Origin of the sequence: Paenibacillus sp. UMB7766-LJ446 (genome assembly GCF_030226665.1) — a bacterium.
Classification (GTDB): domain Bacteria; phylum Bacillota; class Bacilli; order Paenibacillales; family Paenibacillaceae; genus Paenibacillus; species Paenibacillus vandeheii.
This window is the reverse complement of sequence record NZ_JASOYM010000001.1, coordinates 552,763-572,105: the sequence shown is the minus strand read 5'-3', so window position 1 is coordinate 572,105 and position 19,343 is coordinate 552,763. Positions and strand designations below refer to the sequence as shown.

The 19,343-nt window shown below is 44.4% G+C and carries 22 protein-coding genes and 2 tRNA genes; 21 read left to right on the top strand and 3 right to left on the bottom strand.

The features are described from left to right. The first annotated feature begins 395 nt into the window (after nucleotides 1-395). The 8 genes from QP794_RS02785 (at nucleotide 396) to QP794_RS02750 (ending at nucleotide 8,899) form a co-directional block, all read left to right on the top strand. On the top strand, nucleotides 396-1,499 hold the full coding sequence (locus QP794_RS02785; protein WP_285074803.1) for an ATP-binding protein: 1,104 nt from the start codon (nucleotides 396-398) through the stop codon (nucleotides 1,497-1,499). Nucleotides 1,500-1,626: 127 nt separating this feature from the next. After that, nucleotides 1,627-2,595, top strand: coding sequence for an AAA family ATPase (locus tag QP794_RS02780; protein WP_285074802.1), 969 nt, complete (start codon nucleotides 1,627-1,629; stop codon nucleotides 2,593-2,595). Nucleotides 2,596-2,598: 3 nt separating this feature from the next. Beyond that, entirely contained in the window at nucleotides 2,599-3,714 is a 1,116-nt protein-coding gene (locus tag QP794_RS02775) for a DUF58 domain-containing protein (protein WP_285074801.1), read from the top strand. Further along, the gene (locus tag QP794_RS02770) at nucleotides 3,711-5,027 is read left to right on the top strand and encodes a DUF4129 domain-containing protein (RefSeq protein WP_285074800.1); all 1,317 of its coding nucleotides are present in this window, start codon (nucleotides 3,711-3,713) and stop codon (nucleotides 5,025-5,027) included. The genes QP794_RS02775 and QP794_RS02770 overlap by 4 nt, the downstream gene beginning before the upstream one ends. A gap of 83 nt (nucleotides 5,028-5,110) precedes the next feature. After that, nucleotides 5,111-6,067, top strand: a complete 957-nt coding sequence (locus QP794_RS02765; protein ID WP_053780435.1) for an aldolase catalytic domain-containing protein — start codon at nucleotides 5,111-5,113, stop codon at nucleotides 6,065-6,067. Nucleotides 6,068-6,473: 406 nt separating this feature from the next. After that, nucleotides 6,474-8,600, top strand: a complete 2,127-nt coding sequence (locus tag QP794_RS02760; RefSeq protein ID WP_285074799.1) for a bifunctional diguanylate cyclase/phosphodiesterase — start codon at nucleotides 6,474-6,476, stop codon at nucleotides 8,598-8,600. Nucleotides 8,601-8,743: 143 nt separating this feature from the next. Continuing rightward, nucleotides 8,744-8,817, top strand: a tRNA-Pro gene (locus QP794_RS02755). Nucleotides 8,818-8,828: 11 nt separating this feature from the next. Further along, nucleotides 8,829-8,899, top strand: a tRNA-Gly gene (locus QP794_RS02750). A 95-nt stretch (nucleotides 8,900-8,994) separates the two neighbouring features. Here QP794_RS02750 and QP794_RS02745 read toward each other — a convergent pair. The 3 genes from QP794_RS02745 to QP794_RS02735 form a co-directional block, all read right to left on the bottom strand. Further along, nucleotides 8,995-10,221, bottom strand: a complete 1,227-nt coding sequence (locus tag QP794_RS02745) for a tyrosine-type recombinase/integrase (RefSeq protein ID WP_285074798.1) — start codon at nucleotides 10,219-10,221, stop codon at nucleotides 8,995-8,997. A 154-nt stretch (nucleotides 10,222-10,375) separates the two neighbouring features. Then, on the bottom strand, nucleotides 10,376-10,801 hold the full coding sequence (locus QP794_RS02740) for an ImmA/IrrE family metallo-endopeptidase (RefSeq protein ID WP_285074797.1): 426 nt from the start codon (nucleotides 10,799-10,801) through the stop codon (nucleotides 10,376-10,378). A gap of 18 nt (nucleotides 10,802-10,819) precedes the next feature. Then, nucleotides 10,820-11,263, bottom strand: a complete 444-nt coding sequence (locus QP794_RS02735) for a helix-turn-helix domain-containing protein (RefSeq protein WP_285074796.1) — start codon at nucleotides 11,261-11,263, stop codon at nucleotides 10,820-10,822. A 216-nt stretch (nucleotides 11,264-11,479) separates the two neighbouring features. On the opposite strand from QP794_RS02735, the gene QP794_RS02730 reads away from it, so the two are divergent. The 13 genes from QP794_RS02730 to QP794_RS02670 all read left to right on the top strand — a co-directional run bounded on the left by QP794_RS02730 (nucleotide 11,480) and on the right by QP794_RS02670 (nucleotide 19,307). Further along, nucleotides 11,480-11,662 (top strand): helix-turn-helix domain-containing protein, encoded by a 183-nt coding sequence (locus QP794_RS02730; RefSeq protein WP_285074795.1) that lies wholly within the window; start codon nucleotides 11,480-11,482, stop codon nucleotides 11,660-11,662. Nucleotides 11,663-11,701: 39 nt separating this feature from the next. Next, on the top strand, nucleotides 11,702-11,992 hold the full coding sequence (locus tag QP794_RS02725) for a helix-turn-helix domain-containing protein (protein ID WP_285074794.1): 291 nt from the start codon (nucleotides 11,702-11,704) through the stop codon (nucleotides 11,990-11,992). A gap of 90 nt (nucleotides 11,993-12,082) precedes the next feature. Continuing rightward, a complete protein-coding gene (locus tag QP794_RS02720) occupies nucleotides 12,083-12,442 on the top strand; it encodes a hypothetical protein (RefSeq protein ID WP_285074793.1) in 360 nt (119 codons plus the stop codon). Between the two features lie 18 nt (nucleotides 12,443-12,460). Next, on the top strand, nucleotides 12,461-12,988 hold the full coding sequence (locus QP794_RS02715) for a hypothetical protein (protein WP_285074792.1): 528 nt from the start codon (nucleotides 12,461-12,463) through the stop codon (nucleotides 12,986-12,988). A gap of 97 nt (nucleotides 12,989-13,085) precedes the next feature. Then, nucleotides 13,086-13,505 (top strand): hypothetical protein, encoded by a 420-nt coding sequence (locus QP794_RS02710; RefSeq protein ID WP_285074791.1) that lies wholly within the window; start codon nucleotides 13,086-13,088, stop codon nucleotides 13,503-13,505. A gap of 137 nt (nucleotides 13,506-13,642) precedes the next feature. Continuing rightward, nucleotides 13,643-14,035, top strand: coding sequence for a hypothetical protein (locus QP794_RS02705; RefSeq protein WP_285074790.1), 393 nt, complete (start codon nucleotides 13,643-13,645; stop codon nucleotides 14,033-14,035). Next, nucleotides 14,029-14,319: a hypothetical protein gene (locus QP794_RS02700; RefSeq protein ID WP_285074789.1), complete on the top strand. Its 291-nt coding sequence runs from the start codon at nucleotides 14,029-14,031 to the stop codon at nucleotides 14,317-14,319. Before QP794_RS02705 ends, QP794_RS02700 begins: the two co-directional genes overlap by 7 nt. 32 nt (nucleotides 14,320-14,351) lie before the next feature. Beyond that, nucleotides 14,352-15,476 carry a replication protein gene (locus QP794_RS02695; RefSeq protein ID WP_285074788.1) on the top strand — a complete coding sequence of 375 codons (1,125 nt, stop codon included), beginning with the start codon at nucleotides 14,352-14,354 and terminating at the stop codon, nucleotides 15,474-15,476. Nucleotides 15,477-15,709: 233 nt separating this feature from the next. Further along, nucleotides 15,710-17,023 carry a replicative DNA helicase gene (dnaB, locus tag QP794_RS02690; RefSeq protein WP_285075195.1) on the top strand — a complete coding sequence of 438 codons (1,314 nt, stop codon included), beginning with the start codon at nucleotides 15,710-15,712 and terminating at the stop codon, nucleotides 17,021-17,023. Nucleotides 17,024-17,041: 18 nt separating this feature from the next. Beyond that, complete coding sequence (locus QP794_RS02685) at nucleotides 17,042-17,401, top strand: hypothetical protein (RefSeq protein ID WP_285074787.1); 360 nt, start codon at nucleotides 17,042-17,044, stop codon at nucleotides 17,399-17,401. Next, on the top strand, nucleotides 17,398-18,516 hold the full coding sequence (locus QP794_RS02680; RefSeq protein WP_285074786.1) for a sigma-70 family RNA polymerase sigma factor: 1,119 nt from the start codon (nucleotides 17,398-17,400) through the stop codon (nucleotides 18,514-18,516). Before QP794_RS02685 ends, QP794_RS02680 begins: the two co-directional genes overlap by 4 nt. Then, a complete protein-coding gene (locus QP794_RS02675; protein WP_285074785.1) occupies nucleotides 18,467-18,934 on the top strand; it encodes a hypothetical protein in 468 nt (155 codons plus the stop codon). Before QP794_RS02680 ends, QP794_RS02675 begins: the two co-directional genes overlap by 50 nt. A 25-nt stretch (nucleotides 18,935-18,959) precedes the next feature. Next, nucleotides 18,960-19,307, top strand: a complete 348-nt coding sequence (locus QP794_RS02670; RefSeq protein WP_285074784.1) for a DUF7694 domain-containing protein — start codon at nucleotides 18,960-18,962, stop codon at nucleotides 19,305-19,307. Nucleotides 19,308-19,343 lie beyond the last annotated feature (36 nt).

Sequence of the window (19,343 nt, the reverse complement as noted above, 5' to 3'; positions counted from 1 at the left end):
CGCCAATAAAGCGAAAAAGCTTCGTTTTTGTTGTGTGGAGAAACTAATTCACGGTTTTTCTTAAAATAATTTCCATTCGACACTTTCTCCGATTGACTCCCTTCTATAAACTTGTCTATGATAAAAACAGACTTGCAAAAGGAGGCGGAGCAAAAAATGTTCGTGTTTGGGAATAGGAGAAGCTTAGAATGGAACAGACGTATAATGTTTTCCGGATCGACTCTTGGTTACCCGGAATAGACCAGCTTGGGTTCCGGACATGCCATCCATATTTTCGGCTCAGCCCCCTAATGAAAGGGCACCGGTAATGAATAAAAATCGGCCCTTCCTGTTTCTGTGATGATATGATGTCCGAATGGCAAGTTTATCATTTACGTGAAAAGGAGGAACCTGACATGATTAGTGAATTTCAGGATACAGTGCCTCGACCAACGAATGGATTCCCGCCTGTACATCTGGATAACAACAAGTATGAGAATGTCCTGGAGCATCTGGATAGCGGTATTATGTTGTTTGACAGTAATGGTGTACTGACGTTTATTAACGTTCAGATGGCAAAATTGTTGGAGCTTCCTAGAAGTCTGTTGAGCGGCTGCACCCTGATGCAAATGCTGCATCATCCACAGATGAGCCGATTCAAGAAAAAGAAAATTTTACGGATTTATCGGGAAACCATCTTTCATCGTAAGCGCTATCATGAATTGATTGACGAGTATGGCAGGCATTGGTTAGTTACAGTAACGTACGGGGATCAGATGGATGGAGACTTCCTATTCAGTGTGAAGGATGTTTCCGATTATAAACAGATTGAGCAGACCGCTTATCAAAATGACAAACTTGCAATGTTGGGGCGGATTTCGGCATCTATTGCTCATGAAATTCGCAATCCTTTGACGGCTATCCGCGGATTTATCCAGTTGCTTCGGCCCCATTTGTTGCAATTGGGGAAAGACGAGTACGCTCGAATCATTCTAACGGAGATTGACAGGGCGAACGACATTATCTACGAATTTCTGAATTCCTCGAAACCGTCAGCTCCTCAGAAGACCATTATGTCTGTTAACTCTTTGCTCAAAGAGGTGGTCCTGCTGACAGAAAGCGAAGGATTAATGAAGGGATGCGAGATTACCCTGGATGAAGCAGAAGTCCCGTTAAATGTGTCCATTGATGTCAAACAGATTAAGCAGGTAATTTTGAATATGGTCAAAAATGCGATGGATGCCATCGAGGATGTGGGCGAAGAGCACACAGGTCTGATTCGGATCTCCACAGGAACCGAGAACAAGTATGTGCAGATCTCCATTGCCGACAATGGACAGGGAATGGACAACAACACGCTTGTACGCTTGTTTGACCCATTTTTCACCACTAAGGAGAGCGGAACAGGGCTGGGACTTTCCGTGAGTTATCGCATTATTAAGAATCACGGAGGCAACATCTCAGTGGATAGCAAAAAAGGGGAAGGTACCCGGTTCATCATTATGCTTCCCTTGGTGTAAAGGCAAAAGCAGAACGAACAGGAATTGGCTACCCGCCGGTTCCTGTTGTTTTTTGTTGGGACGATTAGGGTTATAGTTAGAATGAATGCGAATACATATGCTCAATTCACGGGAGGAAAAACCAATTATGAATATCCAGGGATTGGAACAAATGAACAAGCAGCTAATGGATCATGTAGGGAAGATCATTGTGGGGAAAGACCAAACGATTGAGCTTGTGATGACAGCCATCATTGCTTCAGGACATGTTCTGCTGGAGGACGTGCCAGGTACGGGGAAAACCATGTTGGCAAAATCGGTAGCCTCTTCATTGGATTGCACCTTTCAGCGTATTCAGTTCACACCGGATCTGTTGCCCTCCGATTTGACGGGTATTCATTTCTTCAACCAAAAGGAAGGTGACTTTGAGTTCAGACCTGGCCCTCTGTTTGCCAATTTGGTGCTGGCCGATGAGATCAACCGGGCTACACCGCGTACTCAGTCGAGTTTGCTGGAGTGTATGGAGGAACGGCAGATTAGTATTGATGGTTCGACCAGACAGCTGGAGCGACCATTTATCGTCATTGCTACGCAAAACCCGGTAGATAACCAGGGAACCTTTCCATTACCGGAGGCACAGATGGATCGTTTCATGATGAAGATTCGAATGGGCTATCCAAGCAGTGAAGAAAGTGTGGAGATTCTGAGACGTACGGTAGCGAGCCGTTCTGTTGCTGATCTGTCCGCGATCATTAGTCGTGAGCAGCTGCTTGAGGCGCAGAACACGTATACATCGGTCCAGATTGACGAAGATCTGTTGCGCTATATTATTCATCTGACAGAAGCTACGAGGCAGCATCCCGAGCTTTCACTTGGCGTAAGTCCACGTGGAGCTCAGGCATTGCTCAAGGCAAGTCAGGCTTGGGCTGCATTACATGGCAGAGACTTTGTGCTCCCTGATGATATTAAAATATTGGCAGAGCCTGTCCTCGCCCATCGACTTGTATTCCGCAACCGGGTGAGGCAGCAAGAAGGCTTGGCGGAACGCATTATTCAGGAACTTTTGAGTCAGATTGAAGTGCCAACGGAGAATCTTGCTGCAGGCAACGGGCGATAACTTATGGCATTACTATGGCTTGTCATTGTTGGAGGTATTGTTATTGGAGTACACGGCATATGGTTTGGACGTCCCGCTTTACGCAAGCTGAAGTATACCCGACAGTTCAGCAAAACGCGCTGTTACGCCGGAGATGAGCTGGAGATGGTAGAGACCATTGCGAATGAAAAACGAATTTCGGTTCCATGGCTTAGACTTGAAGCTATGATGCCAGTATCATTTGTATTTCGTTCCGGCTCGGGTATGGATATCAGCCAGGGAGATATCTATCAGAATCATAAAAGTATCTTCACTTTGAAACCGTTTACTCGTATTACCCGCAAGCATCCTTTTGTATGCAGCAGACGTGGGATATATACGTTGAACACCGTGACAATGACCGGAGGGGATCTGTTTGGCCTCTGGCGTACCTCGAAGCCAATCCCCGTTCATCTGTCCATGGTTGTATATCCATCACTTGTTCATGCGGAGGATCTGCCTGCGATCTATCAGGTATGGCAGGGTGAGGTTGAGGTATCCCGTTGGATTGTTGAAGATCCCTTTCTCATTCTTGGCGTTCGTCCGTATGGTTCAGGCGACCCAATGAATCGTATTCACTGGAAAGCGAGTGCACGTACGGGTGAATTGCAGGTGTACAAGCAAGGATGGACTGCGGACCCTCAATCCTGGATTGTGGTCAACATTCAGGAGTCCGCGGATATGTGGAGCGTCGTGACCCGTCCGGAGATGATCGAACGGGCACTCCGTTATGCGGCAACTGCAGCGGTAGATGCGATTGGAAGAGGGTTGCCCGCAGGATTTGCTCATAATGGCTACCGTGTAAGTGGAGGGCGTGAACCATTACGAATTGAGCCGGATTACGGCAGTCCACATCTGGAAATGCTGCTGGAAGCTATGGCGGAGACGGAGTTAAAATGCATGGTTCCTATGGAGCAGTTTCTGAGTGATGAAGTAGAACGTAATGAAGAAGCCCAGCAGGTTCGCAGTTATCTCTTAATTACGTCCTATGTATCTCCAGCCATGGAGCATGAAATTGCGCGTTTGCATGAGCAAGGCCACCGTGTGACCATACTCCCGGTAGAGGGTGGGAAAAGCGATGCTAAGGCGGTGAGTGCATGAATGATGCCAACAGTACCAGTACCAAAGAAAGAGTGCTTTTATCCATGTCGGCCGTTCTGTTGATCGGCTTATATCTTTATCCGCTTCTGACCCTAACAGCCCTTTATGCAACCGGACCTTTGCCGTATACACTAATGAGTATCTTTGTTGTAGCTGGTTGGTTAGGTCAATGGGTTCAGCACAGGTTACCAACCATTAGCGAAAAAAACACTTTTATTCGATGGGGTGCAGCGCTGGTTATGGGGCTGCTGGTCTCATTGGTTATTGCAATAGTAGGCGTTCTTCCTTTACCAGATTTGCTCACGGCAGTGGTATGGGGTGTGATCTCATCCTATATTGGATTGAATTTTCAACCGGTCTTTCGTTCGATTTTAATTTGGCGCTTGCAGATTTGGGGTGTGGTCAGTGCAATTGTGCTCAGTGGGGCAGCCAATGGGATTGAATTCATGCAACCCCTCCTGATGTACACTGGAACCATATATACAGCGGGAGTCATCAGTTTTGCTGGATGGTTGGTAGGTCAGTACAGTGTGCAGCTGGATCGGGCGACATTAAATGATGGCTCAAGAAGGATTGTGCTGCGTGAGTTTGCCCGGACGAATCACCAACGTCTGTTATGGATGCTGTTTGTGATCGCAGGGATCGGCGCTTTTCCCAGTCTTGTTGCCTGGCTAGGTCCACTGCGTGACCGTCTGCTTGCATGGATCAGAGGATTAATAGGTTCGAGTTCCAATCAGGAGCCTCCTACTCCGCCTGCAGCTCCAAATGAACCGCCGATGCTACCTGAAGGAATGGAACAACCAGGGGAGCCCTCTATTTTCTGGGATATCCTGGGTTGGGTCGTCATGGGGGCTGTTGCCGTTGTTATTCTGTGGCTTATCCTGCGTCTGGGGCAAAAGGCCATAAATAAACTTTTGGAGCGTTTCAAAGGGCTGCTGCAGCCAGGTCAGAAGAAGGTAGAACCCAGGACGGAGTATGTGGACATCAGCGAAACGTTAGAGGCGCCGGCAAAAACACGCAAATCCTGGTTCCGCAAGAAGGAGCCGCTGCCCTCCCAGGAAGCTGAACGTATTCGATATTATTATCGGAAGTGGATCGACAGAGCTGCACATCGGGGTGTGGATATACAGCGTGCACATACGCCACTGGAGGCTGCGGAGACGATTGTTCAGCACGGAGCTAGAGAAGATGAACAGAGGCTCTCTGCGATGCTGCCAGATACCTATAACGCTGTGCGCTATGGAAAGAAATCTCCAGAAGATTCCGAGATGAGTGAGATGGATCGGATATGGAAATCTTATCGAAGTAAATAAGTCGGGAATCCCTTTACTTTTCTTGTTACGTTCAAGTATCATGAGAGGAATACACAAGTTGGTCAGAAAAGGAGCAGACATTAATGAAGACAAATCATTGCAAAATAGTAGATTGTACAATCCGTGATGGCGGATTGGTAAATAACTGGGACTTTAGCGTGGACTTTGTTCAACAGCTCTATGCTGGATTGAATGAAGCTGGCGTTGATTATATGGAAATTGGATACAAAAACTCACCTAAGCTCTTGAAAGGTGCGGAAGAAGCAGGACCATGGCGTTTTCTGAATGATGATTTCCTGCGCAAAGTTATTCCTCAAAAAGGCAACACCAAATTGTCTGCACTGGTTGACGTTGGACGTGTGGACGAGAATGACATTCTGCCACGCAGCGAAAGCATGCTGGATCTGATCCGTGTAGCCTGCTACAGCAAAGATGTAGATAAGGCTCTAGCTCTGGTTCAAACGTTCCATGATCGTGGATATGAAACAACGCTGAATATTATGGCATTGTCTAATGTAATGGAAAATGAACTGCTGGAAGCATTTGAACTGATTAAGGAAAGCGCTGTGGATGTTGTATACATAGTAGACTCCTACGGTAGCCTGGATCATAACGATGTGAAATACCTGGTGGAGAAGTTCAAGACTCATCTGCCGAACAAACGTCTTGGTGTTCATACACACAATAACATGCAGCTCGCCTTCTCCAACACATTGGTAGCAGCAGAGCTTGGCGTTGAACTGCTGGATGCTTCCGTATATGGCATGGGACGTGCTGCAGGGAACTGCCCGACTGAACTGCTCGTTGCTCATCTGAAAGGCACGAAATACAATCTGCGTCCAGTCCTTGGTGTGTTGGAGCAATTGATGGTCCCTCTCCGTGAGAAGGAAGAATGGGGTTACATTTTGCCTTACATGATTACAGGTACGTTGGACGAGCATCCTCGCTCGGCTATGGCACTGCGTTCGTCCGAAGACAAAGACAAAGTTGTTGATTTCTATGATAAATTGACAACACCAGAAGTGAATTTTGACAAATAAACAGGTTGCATCATTGTTGAATTGGAGTTCCAGTGAACTAGAGTTGGATCTAATACGTCTATAACTTTAGCGCATTAGCGTTTTAAGTCGAATGGTGCACGTAAGACGAAAAATAGTCTAAAATACAGTTGCAAATTCAAAAAAAGCATGAACTCCGATGGGGGGTTCATGTTTTTTTAGTTCTTATTGCCTTGTTTTTCTACATATCTATGAATAAATATTCCTAGGAGTGCTCATTTTTTTGTTCACGTCTGCGGAAATAAATGTTATTATGTACCAGATAGCATGTATTCACATGTGAATTGAACGTTGGTAGATATAATAAAATGTCGAAAATTGTAACAAAGTAGATTTATATCGTTAATGTTATTTCAGGATAGGTGATCCCGGGAAGGAAAAACACGGCATGAAGGCTAATCAGCAAGATCAGAGAAAAATAGGTTGGGTCGCGATAGGCGGCTTATTGTGTTTCCTCGCAAATCAATGGTTTCGTTCCTCTGCAAGCTCTGATCTGATCATATCGGGTTACCCGGTTTTGACACTCTTGGGTGGGTTCGCTGCGGCAGCGGCCTGTATCGGCATTTATAATCAAAGCTGGTTATTTCAGATTCAAAGACTGACCCTCCGAAGGGTCCTTATGACAACGTTGTTTTTATTGATTGGTTTATTTGAATTGGTTCACATTGTTTCTTTTGCGGAAGAGATGCCGAATGGTGCGATGGTGGAGTCGGAGTTCTCGCTGAAGATGATGTCGCTTGGATCTCTTGTTTGTGCGGCTGGTTTGCTGTTCATATATGCAGTCAGCGAGAGGAAAATTGCGTTACCACGCAAATTTTTACTGTTCGGGGGAACGCTGGGTATTTTTATTGTTTTGTATACATTTGCTATTCAGGAATGGGCTGTACTTCCGAACTTGCTGGAGGGGAATGTGCTTGGTGGCATGTTTACCCGATTTCATTTCCTGGTCGGCATTCTGTATGGCGTGACTGCGGTCGTGTTATTCATTCAATGGAAAAAAGGAAAAGATCGTGATCTATCTACCGTCCTTTGCGCCATCCTCTGTTTTTTCTATGGAGAATGTTACTTTGTTTCGGCTACGAAAATTAATGATCTCAATCTGTTGCTGGGTCTATTAAGTAATTGTTTTGGCTATTTCTTCATCCAGAAGGGGCTGTATTCGTCTGTGGTGGATACGCCTTTCCTCAAGCAGCAGGTGGCTGAGGCAAAAATGAACTTTATTGCTCACCATGATGATGTGACAGGGCTGCCCAATCGCCGTCGCCTTTCTCAACGACTGAAAGTGATGATGGATGCAGCTATGGTAGAGGAGCAGCTTGTCGGGGTGTTAGTATTAAATATTAACCGATTCAAAACAATTAATGATTCATTGGGCCAACAGGCGGCTAACCGTGTACTTCGTCAGGTAGGACAGCGCTTGAAGCATTCTTCGCTCCCGGGAGAGGAAGTATTCGGACTGGGAAGAGATGAATTCGTACTCACAATGACAGATTTCAGCACAACAGATACGGCATTGCGGCGGACAAGATCAATCTTGCAGCTGTTCGAAAAGCCTGTAACTGTAGATGGAAACGAGTATCATCTCACGCTGGGTATTGGTATGGCAATATTCCCGCATGACGGGGACTCACCGGAGGAGATCATTCAGAATGCGGATACGGCACTGCATAATGCCAAAGAGCAGGGAATGGAGCTAAACCGATATGCCCATGCGATGCAGATGAAAGCCCAGGAACGGTTGCAGCTTGAGAATGATTTGCGCAAAGCGCTGGATCGCGGGCAATTCTATCTGGTGTATCAGCCGCAGGTCAATCTGGAGAGTGGCTTGATTGTAGGTATGGAGGCTTTGGTGCGCTGGCAGCATCCGCTAAGAGGGTCAGTATCCCCTGCGGAATTTATTCCTCTTGCTGAGGAGAGTGGGCTGATCGTACCGCTTGGAGAATGGGTACTGCGTGAGGCATGTGCTCAGAATAAACGGTGGCAGGAAGCGGGTTACCGCAAGCTGTGTGTGTCGGTTAACTTGTCCATGAGGCAGTTCAGACACTCCCATCTGCTGGATAACATCAGCGGCATTCTCAAGGAAACGGGCTTGGAACCGGTGTGGCTTGAACTGGAGATTACCGAGAGCATGACGTTTGATAAAGATCGGGCCTTTGAACAGTTGCGTAAAATTAAAGAAATTGGTGTGCACATCAGTATTGATGATTTTGGCACCGGGTACAGCTCGCTGCATTATCTGAAAGATCTGCCGATTGACCGCCTCAAGATTGACCGTTCCTTTGTCAATGAAGTGATGGAGGACAGTAACAACGCGGCGATTGTATCGACCATAACATCGATGGCGCATCACTTGCAGTTGAAGGTAACGGCTGAGGGCGTTGAAAATGAGGACCAGCTTTCGTTCCTTCGTGATCAGCATTGTCATGAGGCTCAAGGGTACTTTTTCAGCAAACCGATTTTGGCAGCCGATTTTGAAAAAAAGTTTTTGAGAGATGTGGATAAACCCACAGGTTAAGGATAGGCAGGGGCGCAGACACGCTTCTGTCTTTTTGATTTTCCGAAACGGGGAGGGAGAAATAGTAAAAAGAAGTTGCAAGCGTTGGATGATCATGGTATATTAATTTTGTAAAATTCATGTTAATGTTCCCCGGAACTTGACGGGACGTAGCTCAGCTTGGTAGAGCACCTGGTTTGGGACCAGGGGGTCGCATGTTCCAATCGTGTCGTCCCGATCGTCATTCGCGCGGGTGTAGTTCAATGGTAGAACTTTAGCCTTCCAAGCTAATAGCGTGGGTTCGATTCCCATCACCCGCTTAGTATGATGTGTTACCTTTAAGCCCCGTTCCTGCGGGGTTTTTTCTTTGTATATAATTCGACATGAGACAGGTGACTTTTGCTCCATGGGGCAGTCATGGGGCAAATTTCTTCACTTTTGGATTTAAGTCCTCGAGATGGTCTATCAGACCGCGATTGACTGAGACTCCTTCATGAGTGTAGCGGTTTGTCGTCTCGAGCTTAGAGTGCCGAAGGAACATCTGTATGCTTCGCTGATCAGCTCCATGTTCCCTAAGCAATGTAGCTGCAGTATGACGAAGCCCGTGAAGCTTCACATGGGGGAATCCATGTTTTTTCAGAAACTTAGACCAGGTGTTTGTCGCTGTACTTGGGAAGTACATCACGCCTTTACCTCCATGGAAGAGGTATTGCTTATCTTCACCCAGCCATTTTTTACAGAGCAGCTTTTCCTTCTTCCATTGTCGCTCATAATGTTTGAGCTCATCCATATACCACCTCGGCATAGGCACCCATCCCTCGGACTCAATGGTCTTAACCTCTGTCTCCACTTTCTGGCCATCTTGATCTACAGTGATTTGTTTTTCAATGTAAATCATGGATTGATCATAATCTAAATCAGTCAATTCAATAGCTAAGAATTCCCCACGTCGATATCCGCCAAGCATTACACCCGTAAAGTATAGCCGCCATCTTGTTGGCAGTTCATACATGGCATTCAGTAGCTCAGCGACCTCAGTTTTGGTGTAGTTCTGTTTGACATCCTTCATCCGCTTTTTTTCCTGCTTCTTTGCAGACGGGCGTTCAAATCCATCCATTGGATTAACTTTAATTACGCCCCAGTCATGGGCTTTATCAAAGATGGACTTTAGCGCTTTGTAAATATTTAGTTTGGAGTTGGTAGCCAAAGCTTCTCCAGTTTTCTTGTTCTTTTGCGCTGAGAACCATTGGACTAATTGGAGAGTGGTAATTTCATCAATCCAGTAGTCACCAAATTCCGGTATGATCCGGCTATTCAAAATGTTCTCTGTAAAGAATATTGTCCCGCCGCTCATATTCTCAACAGCGTAGATCTGTTTCCACGTGGGTATAAACTCAGCGAATGTTTTTTTATTTGCTCTGCTGCGGTTTTTGCCTTTGTCTTCGTACTTACCCGTTGTGACGGCTTCGCTCCATTTATCTTCTTGGACTATCAGCCAGGCTTCTTTCTTCTTATCCGACTTCAAACGTGCAATCTCTTCTGGCATATATACGGTAACAGACCTTTTGGGTTTGGATGCCTTTGAGGGATCTCGCTCGACGATCTTATACTTGTTACCTCCTAAATGCTCACTCCAAGCCATGCTTATCTTCCTCTCTGAGTTTTGATCCGGATACAACAATTTCCATTTACATGTAAATCACCCCCCCCCATAAAAGGAACGTATGTTCTTTTTTTATGTACACAAAGCTATCCTACATTGCTATTGCATGAGGTATGAATAATTATTATGAGTTTTACTTCGTATGCACTCTTTTTAGATGTGCCACTTCTTTTGGAACGCCGCAATGTAAAGCAGCTTCGAAGATAGTAAGACCGTTCAGAATTAATTCATCAGGTATCAGGAGTTCTACAGCGAACTCATTTGCTTGTCTTTCAATCTTATCTATGGACAGAAGTGTATATGTCGTTAAAAAAGGAACATTTTCTTTAGGGTGTAAGATTCTATGTCCCAACTCATGAGCAATTACATAACGAATCATTGATTCAGGAAGATTCTGATGGACATGTATAAACGGTATACGGCAGTAAATTTGAAAGAATCCTAACATTCCAACAAGATTGCGATATTCAATCTGGATTCCCATCTGAGTAGCAATGTGTATCGGATCGTTTGTTTTATATTTTCGAGTAAGTCTGCTGACTTTGTGCTTAATTGTCATATGGAACCTCCAACTGGCTTAATCGTTGCGATATTTCTTAGGTGTGAATTTTTTCTTTGCCATTTGTTTTGCCATGCGCATAGTCTGTTCGAGCTGGATGCGAAGAAGTTCCTTTGCCTCATCATCAAATTCGGCCTCTTCACCATAAAAAGCCAAAGCGTGATTGCTTTCCAGATTATTCATGATACGTTCCAGGTCTTTTGCAATGTCAATTTCATCTTTCGTATTCAGTTCGTGGTATGGAGCATCACTGTTAGTCTCAGTTTCTCTGTTCTCTTCTCCTGTTAAATAGCCAACCTTTACGCCGAAATAATCAGCGATTTTCTGCAATTTGTCTCTTTTTGGCGTGTATTTTCCTTGCTTCCAGCCTGTAAGTGTTGCAGTAGAGACGCCGGTTTCCTGAGCTAGTCGATAAGCTGTCATATCGTGTTCCTTTAACAATCTTTCTAATATTTCGTACATAGGTTACCCACCTCAAAAAAATAGTTTAATTAATTAAGCTATTTTTCGTTGACTCGCTTAAAAAGCTGTGCTATTATACAAGCATAGCTAGAAAACTTAGCGAGTTACAAAAAAAGCTCTGTTTTCTTTTATAACTTAACTGACACTTATAATATATAAGAAAACTTAGCTTGTGTCAACGCTATTACCTTTTTTTGTTGGGGGGAGGTATGGAAAATGTATGAAAAATTCCAAGTCTTATTGGACAGGGAGCAAAAAACGGCCTACCGTGTCGCTAAAGACACAGGTGTAACTACTGCCACATTGACAAGTTGGAAAAAAGGGAAGTACACGCCAAAAGTTAACAAACTAAAGGTTTTGGCAGACTACTTCGGGGTATCTGTAGATTATTTCCTTTAGTGAAGTTGAGTGGATATTACTGGGAAGTGAGGTTGTATCATGATGGCATCTACCACAGATTTCATTGAAGCCCTTCGGGTGGATATTAAGCAGGAACTACGAGATGAAATCATGGCTGAGATTAAACCAGACATTGAACGTCTCTTATACGCCAACGTGTTCGACTTTTCAGAAGCCTGCAGGTATCTGAAAGTTTCGGACTCCACTTTACGGCGCATGGTCAAAAATGGTGAGATTCCGTTCATTAGGAATCGAACATTAATTCACTTCCGCCAGATTGCATTAGACAAATGGTTGGAAGTGAAGGAGAAATCCAGTTCTACGGGATAGGATCTTTTAGGCAACAGCGTACTGGAACTATGTAACGAAAATTCACCGCAACAATGTATTGGAACGAAGCTATGAGAAAGGAGACTCAACATGATCAAAAGTTTTACTGATTGGTATCAAGATAACAGGGCGGCATTTGAAATGGAAAATCAGATTATTGCGGATAAGCTGTCTCAGGGTATAGACGGTGTGGAATGGCTTGTGCTTAACATACTGCCTAAACCAAGCAGAATTGAAAGGCTGTCTCAGTGGTTCGAGTTTCTTTATGAGGATGGACATGATTGCGAAAAGTTGATGTTTGATGCCCTGACAATGGGATCAGACAGTTTCTATAAACGTTATGAACATAACTGGTGGATGGCCGTAGACAATACGTTGGCTCATCTTCATGTATTACGAATTTATGAGTATGACAGGTATTTTAACTTCCTTCAAAAAATACGCCCTTAAAAAGGAGAAATGTCTAAAATGTCAACATTATTGCCTACAACCCCCGCATTTGCTTTTCACCTGTTCAATGTAATGCAATCACATAACGTATTGTGCAGCTTGGAATTGAAAGGAGGACAAGCAGATCCATTGATGGGAATCAGTTACCAGCCAGTGAAGGTGGATCGTATCCTTGATTGCGCTCCTGAAGATCAATCGTTAATCGTGAATCTTGGGGAAGCGGAATTCGCATTCGAATTGAAAGGGCATCGTTTTGATTATGTATTTTCCGATCACCAAATCGACATTTGCATTTCCTCAGAAACCCATGCAGCTTGGTTCAGCACAGCAGCCATGACGAAGGAAGCACTGGATTCAGCACGGGAGTATGATTCTGAATTTGATGACAAGATCATTCATATGGAAATTACCTCTGATGACTTCGAGGATGCTTTCCAGTTCTTAACGAACTTGATCCGCGAAGGTCGTGTCATTAAGAGCGTGAAAGTGTTGGGAGACGGAAATCAAATACTGACGGTAGGTTACGTTGGGAAGGTGAGTTCATGACTCTTCCAGAACTGGCCCGACTGTGGTTTGGGAACCCGCTGCAACATGCCATCATTGTACGGAACATTCAAAAACAAGAAGAAGGAGCTGCTAAGAAATGAACACAGGAAAAAAATTAACGTTTAAAGATTTTCGTGAGAATTTTGGTTTCTCGCTTGAGGAAGTGGCGTCCAGATTAGCAATGCCTGTGGAACGTCTTCGTGGGTATGAAGATACGGCAGATGTTTCAGCCGATGAATTCGCACCGATGTACGCTACGTTTGTTGGAGTAAAACTTAGTTCAAGGGATGTAACCCCATTGGTAACAGGTGAGCAACACACGGAACTCATGGCATATTGGGAAATGAAAAAGCAACTGTTGGACATCATCTTTACGATTTCGAATGAAGAATATTACCCCCGTGACCGGATCAACAACGATCTCGCTCAAATCCTTACTCTTGTCGATGTACGCGAAAAAGAAGCCATGTCAGCCATTACAGCGGCGTACACAGCTTCTGTCAGTCATCTTAGATAATCACTCATAGTTGGCCTTAACAATCTTTTGGTCGAGGGCGTTAAGGCAACCAAAATCAAAGGGAGAAGTCCCTTCGCGCACATTATAACATCATATTTTCAAAAAGCGCAAGGGCTCTCCATAAGGGAGAGATACAAATGTCAACCGATGTAAGTAATAAAACCCTTCGTGAACTGGCGATATGCGCGAAAGAATTGATTACGAAACATGGTGTTTCCTATACGTTGCAATCCTGGGAGAAAGCCGTTGAAGTCCAAAGTGACATTTCAAGTGACGAGAAAGAGAGATATCTTCATTTCCTTCTTAACGCTACAGCGATAGTAGTTCAGAATATACCCCATTTTGCAGGTGTTGAAATTTCCGCGTCTGCCGGTATTGAACCAGGAACGGACATTCCTTTTATACTTGCTTCATCAGAGGAACAGGATCATTACGCAATGTGGTTTGCGCGTCCAGTAGAACATCATGGTCGAATGGTAACAGAAGTGACCTGTGGATGGTATGAGGACGGGAGGGATGCTCTGTGTTAACAACGCCTCAGGAAATGCTTGAACTTCTTGGTAGGAATCCAAGGCGCCCAGATAGCGAATTCGCAGGGGAATTCAGCAATTTAAATTATGATCAATGGAAATCACGGTCAACCGATTCGTTCGAAGTATTAGAAGTCGTTTTGTGCGAATTAAAAGGGCAAATACCAAAGGAAGACTATTTAAGGTTTGCGGCCCAATGTTTGTATCGTTGGCTTGGAAAAGGTTCAAGTGAATATGATTTATTCAAGTTTCTTGATACAGCGTTCGGAACTAAATCCGATTGAATAAGCATGGAAAGAAAGAGTAGGTGAGACGGGTGACCGATTCTCGCAGAAGAAAAGGATTCATTACTATTGCTAACGAGATATGGGATGAGGTCATTCGTCGGGATTTCAGTAAGCGCCAGAAGGACATTTTGTTCTTTATCTGGCGCTTGTCCTACGGCTGTGACCAGTCAGTTGCTATCATTCCTAAACAGAAGGATTTTGCCCTGTGCGGCGTTGGAGCTGGTCACATAGGAGTGGAGCTAAAACTCTTGGAAACGTGCCAGGTGATCAGCAGGGCAGGCACAGAGTATTGTTTTAACGAGGATCATAGTTCATGGCAAGTAACCCCCAATCGGGGATGGGATATAGATCGGTTCGAAGAGTTAGTACTAATGAACCGAAATGGTAAGACCAAAGGCATCAAAAAAGTTACTGAAACGGTAACTAAACCAGATCTGAAAACACATGACGAAAGTTACCGAAACAGTAACTTTTCAAACGATAAAAAGTTACTGAAACAGGATTTTGGAATTACTGAAACGGTAACTTCTGATGAGGAAAAATTACCGAAACAGGAAGTTTTGGATGTAGAGATAAACGGAAGTTACCAAAACAGTAATTCCGGACATTCAAAAGTTACTGAAACGGTAATTTCGCAAGGGGAAGTTGTTACCGAAATGGGAAGTTTGACATTTGACGATGAGCATATTATTTTAAAAAGCTTTAAAGATTCTAAAGATCTTAAAAATTTAAAAGATTTTAAAAGCATATGCTCATTCGACGATTTTTGGACGGCTTACCCACGCAAGGTTGGAAAGAAGGCTGCACAGAACATGTGGGATAAAGCATTAAAGGCCAAGGTTGATCCCAATCTCCTTACCCGCTGCGCTGCGAACTATGCGACATACTGCAAGGCCAAGGCAGCAGATGACGAATTTATCCTTCATGGTTCAACCTTTTTAAACCCGAAAAACGAACGGTATGCCGATTTCGAAGAAGCTCCAAAGCAGACAGCAATTGTCCCGTTGCCAAACGGATCAAGCAATAGTCGGTTCAGCAGGAACAAACAACTTTTACAACAACTGCAAATGGAGGACAAGCAGAATGAACAGACAAGAGGTAATACGCATTCTGGCGGTGGTGGCTACAGCTTACCCCATAGTGGAACTCACTGAAGAAATGGTCACGCTTTGGGAACGAATGCTTCACGATGTTCCTTTTGCACAAGCTGAACAAAACTTATCGCACCACATCAAGACATCACATTTCCCACCAGCCATTTCACAGATATACGGAAACCCAACAGCGTCGAACACGGATCGGCTTCGGATAGAAACGCAACAGTGCTTTGCCCTAATGGAATCGTGGGAGAAAAGCGTTGTGCCGCTTCTGAAAGACGGTGAAGCAAATGAATAACCTTTACAACCTGCAAGCTGAACAAGCTGTGTTAGGTAGCCTGCTTCTAGATCGATCAGAAGACAACACAACATTGTCGGTAGCGCTTCTGACCCCTCAAGACTTTTCTTCACAGCACCGGATTATATTTGAATCGGTAATCGTGTTACATGAATCTGAGAAGCCTATTGACCTGGTTACACTCTACGCGGATTTGGAGAAGAGAGGTGTCGCAGAAGACATCGGTGGAATTGACTATCTCGGCAATTTGGTTAACTCAGTACCGACCGCAGCAAATGCTAAGGAATACATTTCTATTGTCCAGACTCTTGGAACGAAGCGTCAGGCAATTCTTCTCTTGGATGAGCAAAGGAAACAACTTGAAGAAACGTCCGACCCCCTTGAAGTAATGGCGAATATAAAAGCTGGGGCTGAAGAGTTATCCGGCCGCTCTCCTTCTGAACGTGGGATGATCAAAATTAGCGAAGTGATGGACGGTCATGACGATGATTTGGACATGCGGAGTAAATCCAAAGGGATTACAGGGGTGCCCACTTGCGGGGATGATCTGAACAAGCTCACAGGCGGACGACAGAAGCAAGATTTAATCATTGTAGCTGCAAGGCCATCGGTTGGTAAAACAGCTTTTATGTTGAATAACTCCAAGGCTGCTGCAAGTCACGGTGTAACCACAGGAATATTTAGCTTGGAAATGCCCGGCAAGAAATTAGGCGAACGATTGATTGCAAATATAGGGAACATTGATGGAACAATGCTTCGTACAGGTCTTTTAAGCCCAGAAAAATGGGGGGACTACACAAACGCTCGTTTGCTTCTGAGCGGCTTACCCATTGTCATCGATGATACACCGGGGATCACCATCCAGCAGATAGCTGCTAAGACCAAACAACTCAAAAAGGAATACGGCGAAATATTCATTCAGATTGATTATCTGCAGTTGATCAGCTCTGGCAAAAAGTTTTCAAGTCGTGAACAGGAAATCGCCTATATCAGCCGCTACTTAAAGCAGATTGCCCGAGACAATGATTGTCCTGTAGAAGTTCTTTCCCAGCTCAGCAGGGGCGTAGAACAGCGTCAGGACAAGCGTCCGATGATGTCTGATCTACGTGAGTCCGGTTCCATTGAACAGGATGCGGACGAAATTGATTTTCTTTACAGGGACGATTACTACAACGCCGAGACGGAAAAGAGAAATATTGTTGAAATCATCGTAGCCAAGGGACGGAATACAGGTACCGGACTTGTTGAAATGGCGTACTTGAAGAACTTTAGCAAGTTTACGAACTTAGCACGAATCAATTATTGACGAGAAAGGCGGGATAAAATGTCGGGTTCGTCAGAACATCTGGAGTTAGAGAACAACGTGAGACTCATTATGCAGTACCAAACAATTTTGGTCAGACATATTGAAACATCTTTGAACAACGGACAGGTGGACGAACATACGGCTGCTCGCTTAAAGAGTCAAGGTTGCATTTATCTAACAAGAGATGAAATCTTGGACCACTTCGAAGGTATCTTCCGGGAACTGGTCACTTACTACCAAGATCGGTTGCGAGAAAGGATTGTGAAGGGTGCTGAGTTCATTGATTCCCTTGCTCCTGATGATCCACGCCGAATGCCTGCCATGGAAAAATACGATGGGCTGTGTATGCAGCTCAAAGAAAGCGAGGGCAGGACATGACGCCCGATTATAACCCGCATTTAGGGTATTTGAGTGATGTGGTCAATGACAATTTAGGGCTGGTTCACCACATTGCCAAGAAATTCCGAGGAAGGATCAACGCCAGCTCAGGTTATGACGATTTGGTATCGGAAGGTTCCATCGGTTTAATAAAAGCTTTTGAATATTTTGACCCCACAAAGGTTGAAGGAGATATTAAATTTTCGACGTATGCCGCTCGGATGATTCAAGGGTACATTCAAACATTTCTATCGACAAAAGGAGCAACGGTTCGGACGCCAAGGAGTGTCATAACGGTGGCACGGAAAATCAGCGAACTGGACTTATGGGACGCTCCTGAATCTGAAATTGTGGAGAAGACCGGATATTCACTGAAAAGAGTAAAGCAAGCACAAATTTATAAGGATAACCAGCAAGTATCCTCTCTTGATTTCGTAACATCTGATCAATCTGAATCCAATACACTACTTGGACTGATCCCTACAGAAGATGACGCTACTTATTTATTTGTGGAAGAGTTTATCAATACTTTAAAGCCAAGAGAACAAAAACTAATTCGTATGATTCTAACCGGAACTACACAGTACTCCATAGCAGAGGTGTTGGGTGTCACTCAATCATACGTATCTCGGATGACGATGAAAATTGGAAGAAACTATAAACAATACTTGGGGATTCCCGAAAGTGAGGAAAAATCAATGACAAGCAATGTGACTACACGGAAAGTAAGCCAAGAAGAAGCTAAGCAACATGGGATTAAAACTTTAATGGATGGGATAGAGTGGTACACTGCCGTCAGCGCTGCTGAAGCCAGCGTCGGAGTGAATGCCACAGGCATACATTTGAATGTCTCTGCATCTAAAATGATTTCGGTTGTCAAAGGTGATCGTTTAAAAGTTGGATTCAATCCAGAAAAGTTTTGTTTGATCATATTCAAAAGCGAAGAAGGACAAAAACTTTCTCAGGCATACGGCAGCAGAGGGAATGTTTGTTTAAATAATAAGCGTTTGGGACGGTGGCTTGAAAGTAAAGAAGTTGCTCGGAAGAGGTATCTGCTTCAATTCGATGAAACGCATGGAATTTATTTTATCAAACTGGAGAAAGCAGGCGCTTGATATGACTCCCAAAGAAGCTGCTAATAATCTTCATGAGATTGTTAAGTATATCAAAGCTGGGTTTGACGAAACGGCGGGAACGATCGGCTTCTGTGATGGAGAAGCAATGGATTTGACACACGCCATTGAATTATTAGGTCCGGAAGAGATTGACCCTACAGAACTTCTTTGGCAGTACCAGGACAACAGGAGAAGACGGAGACAGGCAAAAGAAGAGAATGAGCAGTGGCGCTCCTTGTATGAAGTAGTCGTAAAACTCGGATTGCTACATGAATTTAGCCAGGCTAAACGTGAAGTGAGATCCATAATTAAGACGCAGTATTCACGACAATATACAGTTAAGAACCGCTCTGACCTTCAATGTTATTTTGATAGAGCTAAATTAAGAAATTCGTTAAATGTTCAGACAGGTTCATAGTCGGAATGTGAGGGAGGAAATGCCAGTGGGAAAGTGGATCGGACGACCATCTCCAAAAAGCATGAAAATGGGCAATGGTTGGTTTAAGGAATTGGATCGGGTGTACAGCAGTGAGGATGGTCAGTATGCCGTTATGACACGTCCAGTAGCAACCGAATGGGGCCAATTAATTCACGCCTGCATTCGGAATGTGGAAGGTACAGACATTCCTTGGGCAGAGAAACAACGGATTAAGGATGAGTTATTAGGGAGGGATCGGACAGCCATTGAGGTATTCCCTGCTGCTACTGAACTTGTGGATGAAGCTAATATGTATCATCTTTGGGTGCTGCCTGCTGGGATGAAATTACCTTTTACTATAAACAACCAATAAAATAACAACTCCCCCACAAGCTTGGCGGCCAGGCGG

Coding starts and splice junctions, on each gene's coding strand:
- QP794_RS02730 (WP_285074795.1), top strand. CDS start 11,480: ATGTATGAAAAATTCCAAGTCTTATTGGACAGGGAGCAAAAAACGGCC.
- QP794_RS02725 (WP_285074794.1), top strand. CDS start 11,702: ATGATGGCATCTACCACAGATTTCATTGAAGCCCTTCGGGTGGATATT.
- QP794_RS02765 (WP_053780435.1), top strand. CDS start 5,111: ATGAAGACAAATCATTGCAAAATAGTAGATTGTACAATCCGTGATGGC.
- QP794_RS02705 (WP_285074790.1), top strand. CDS start 13,643: ATGTCAACCGATGTAAGTAATAAAACCCTTCGTGAACTGGCGATATGC.
- QP794_RS02710 (WP_285074791.1), top strand. CDS start 13,086: ATGAACACAGGAAAAAAATTAACGTTTAAAGATTTTCGTGAGAATTTT.
- QP794_RS02680 (WP_285074786.1), top strand. CDS start 17,398: ATGACGCCCGATTATAACCCGCATTTAGGGTATTTGAGTGATGTGGTC.
- QP794_RS02675 (WP_285074785.1), top strand. CDS start 18,467: ATGAAACGCATGGAATTTATTTTATCAAACTGGAGAAAGCAGGCGCTT.
- QP794_RS02775 (WP_285074801.1), top strand. CDS start 2,599: ATGGCATTACTATGGCTTGTCATTGTTGGAGGTATTGTTATTGGAGTA.
- QP794_RS02740 (WP_285074797.1), bottom strand. CDS start 10,801: ATGACAATTAAGCACAAAGTCAGCAGACTTACTCGAAAATATAAAACA.
- QP794_RS02685 (WP_285074787.1), top strand. CDS start 17,042: ATGTCGGGTTCGTCAGAACATCTGGAGTTAGAGAACAACGTGAGACTC.
- QP794_RS02720 (WP_285074793.1), top strand. CDS start 12,083: ATGATCAAAAGTTTTACTGATTGGTATCAAGATAACAGGGCGGCATTT.
- QP794_RS02745 (WP_285074798.1), bottom strand. CDS start 10,221: ATGGCTTGGAGTGAGCATTTAGGAGGTAACAAGTATAAGATCGTCGAG.
- QP794_RS02770 (WP_285074800.1), top strand. CDS start 3,711: ATGAATGATGCCAACAGTACCAGTACCAAAGAAAGAGTGCTTTTATCC.
- QP794_RS02780 (WP_285074802.1), top strand. CDS start 1,627: ATGAATATCCAGGGATTGGAACAAATGAACAAGCAGCTAATGGATCAT.
- QP794_RS02760 (WP_285074799.1), top strand. CDS start 6,474: ATGAAGGCTAATCAGCAAGATCAGAGAAAAATAGGTTGGGTCGCGATA.
- QP794_RS02735 (WP_285074796.1), bottom strand. CDS start 11,263: ATGTACGAAATATTAGAAAGATTGTTAAAGGAACACGATATGACAGCT.
- QP794_RS02715 (WP_285074792.1), top strand. CDS start 12,461: ATGTCAACATTATTGCCTACAACCCCCGCATTTGCTTTTCACCTGTTC.
- dnaB (WP_285075195.1), top strand. CDS start 15,710: ATGAATAACCTTTACAACCTGCAAGCTGAACAAGCTGTGTTAGGTAGC.
- QP794_RS02785 (WP_285074803.1), top strand. CDS start 396: ATGATTAGTGAATTTCAGGATACAGTGCCTCGACCAACGAATGGATTC.